The 2,309-nt window shown below is 37.1% G+C and carries 3 protein-coding genes; 2 read left to right on the top strand and 1 reads right to left on the bottom strand.

The features are described from left to right. Positions 1-128: 128 nt before the first annotated feature. Positions 129-566, top strand: a complete 438-nt coding sequence (locus tag F6K13_RS29090; RefSeq protein WP_124145882.1) for an SGNH/GDSL hydrolase family protein — start codon at positions 129-131, stop codon at positions 564-566. A 73-nt stretch (positions 567-639) separates the two neighbouring features. Here F6K13_RS29090 and F6K13_RS29085 read toward each other — a convergent pair whose 3' ends face one another. Next, positions 640-1,722 (bottom strand): RNA-guided endonuclease TnpB family protein, encoded by a 1,083-nt coding sequence (locus F6K13_RS29085; protein ID WP_124154458.1) that lies wholly within the window; start codon positions 1,720-1,722, stop codon positions 640-642. Positions 1,723-1,927: 205 nt separating this feature from the next. Between F6K13_RS29085 and F6K13_RS29080 the strand changes: the two genes are divergently transcribed. Continuing rightward, on the top strand, positions 1,928-2,309 hold a 382-nt coding region (locus F6K13_RS29080; protein WP_353735734.1), incomplete at its 3' end, for a transposase.

Genomic DNA, 2,309 nt, shown 5'->3' with positions numbered 1-2,309 from the left:
GAACCTATTTGCTTTGTTGCACAAACAGAGCAAATAGGTTCAGCAAAAATACTGGTTTGGTATTGTTTTATTAGTGTTATTGTTAACCATGTCAACTAAATCAATAAAAATCTTAACTCACGACACTAATGAAACAAGTCAAGAGAGCTTTAGTATCAGTAGTAATGATGACAACATCTTTACTTACCACTGTAAGTTCTGCTACCTTAGCAGCTACTTTAAAAATAATGCCTTTAGGAGATTCAATTACTGATACACTGATTCATCGAGGATCTTTATACTTTGATCTCAAAGAAGAAAATATTGACTTTGAATTTGTTGGAACACAGGGAAATGAACCATTAAAACATGAAGGCAGACCAGGTATAACTATTGATGGAATAGTTAATAATGAAGCTTGGAACAAGTCTGATACTCCTGATATTATTTTATTAATGGCAGGAGTAAATGATTTCATACAACAAGGAGATTCATCTATAAAAGCTGTTACAGAACTCCAAGAACTATATCTACAAATCCTTGAAGATTTGCCTAATGTAGAATTATATGTAGCTTCTGCTTCATAAAACCGATATAAAACGTCATAACATGACATTTTACTGTTTACTTCCTGCTTCAACTGAGGCCGTCGGCGGCTACTCATCCACAGGCATTCACGGTCAAGCCGACCGCATCTCTCAAATTAATACTAGCGTTTAAATCTCTGTCTATTGACAAGCCACACTCAGGGCAGTCATAAGTCCTTACATTTAACGGCATATCTTGGACATGACCGCAGTTTGAGCAAGTTTTTGATGATGGAAAGAATCTATCAACGACTACTAATTCAGAGCCGTACCACTCACACTTGTACTCAAGTTGTCGCCTGAATTCATAAAATCCTTGATCGGCTATAGACTTAGCTAGCTTATGGTTAGCCAACATACCGCGAACATTCAAATCTTCAATTGACACAATGCTGTGGTTTTTAGCTAGATATGTTGTCAATTTATGAAGCACGTCTTTACGGATATTAGCTACCTTTGTGTGTAGCTTGGCAATTTTAAGTTGCGCCTTTTTCCAGTTAGCTGAACCAATCTTTTTATTGCGGTTAAGGTATTGTAACTTAGAGAGCTTGCTTTCAAATTTCTTGTAAGATTTAGCGCCAGGGAAAACAACTCCCGTGCTTAAAGTTGCTAAGGTTTTTACACCTAAATCAACACCTACAACTTCAGTGGTCTTTTCTGTTGGATTAGGAGTGAATTCATAGCTACAACTTAAGTACCAATCTCCTGCCTGTCTACTAATGGTGATTTTTTTAGTTGTAGCTTCAACTGGTTCATAAGTTTTAACAATACCAATAAAAGGTAATTTATGATTCCATCCATTTAGTTCTATTGGTTTTCCACAATTATCAATTGTGAAGGAATCATGTTTACCTTTCTTCTTGAACCTTGGGTGTTTACCCAACCCTTGAAAAAACCTCTTGAACGCTTCACCTAAATTGATGAAAGCATATTGATAGACCCTAGAGGACAAGTTTTTCATCCAAGGATAAAGTGGTTTTGTGTGATTGGTAAAAACCTCTCTTAGCTTTCGAGCATTAGGCTTGTAACCATGAATATATGCAGCATTCCACAAACTTAAACCCCAGTTATAGCACCATCTGCTATACCCCGCGTGTTGAGCCATCAGAGTTTTTTGCTGGTTATTCAGTTTGAGCTTGGTTCTAATGGATTTCATTTCATTTATTTGTGTTTCATGTGCGCAGCAAACACAATCGGTCTAATAGTACGGTTTATAACGTATAATATCGTTATTTTTTGATTAAGTCAATGCTCTTGGTTTGATAAATTTCACTAAGTTATTGTTCGAGACAACTATCGTATTGTGCCGCGTTATGACGTAAATTGTTAACTAAGTCAAAACTCTCTGTTTAGAGTGTGATGTGGATGTTCCCGATGTCCCCCCTCATGGTGATCCCATTGGGATTGATTTGGGACTCGATAAATTCCTAGCCACATCAGAGGGAGAATTAATTAAACGACCCAGATTCTTTAACAGTTTGCACCGCCAGATGAAATTACTGCAACGCAGACTCCAGAAGAAACAGATTGGGTCAAATAACTGGCAAAAGTTAAGCAAGATTATTGCTCGTTTACACGAAACGATAGCCAATACTCGAAAAGACTTCCATTTTAAGTTAGCCCATCATTTATGTGACCAAGCAGGAATGATTTTTGTTGAAGACCTTAATTTTCAGGCATGGGCCAAAAGAATGTTGGGAAAACATACCTTAGATGCAGGTTTCGGTCAGTTTGTCACCATCA

It is taken from the genome of Okeania sp. SIO2B9 (genome assembly GCF_010672505.1).
Taxonomy (GTDB): domain Bacteria; phylum Cyanobacteriota; class Cyanobacteriia; order Cyanobacteriales; family Microcoleaceae; genus Okeania; species Okeania hirsuta.
Note: the sequence above shows the minus strand (reverse complement) of the source record. Positions and strands in the feature narration are given on the sequence as shown.

Bases quoted from the DNA above. Each gene is read 5' to 3' on its own strand.
- F6K13_RS29090 (WP_124145882.1), top strand. From the start codon at position 129: ATGAAACAAGTCAAGAGAGCTTTAGTATCAGTAGTAATGATGACAACA.
- F6K13_RS29085 (WP_124154458.1), bottom strand. From the start codon at position 1,722: ATGAAATCCATTAGAACCAAGCTCAAACTGAATAACCAGCAAAAAACT.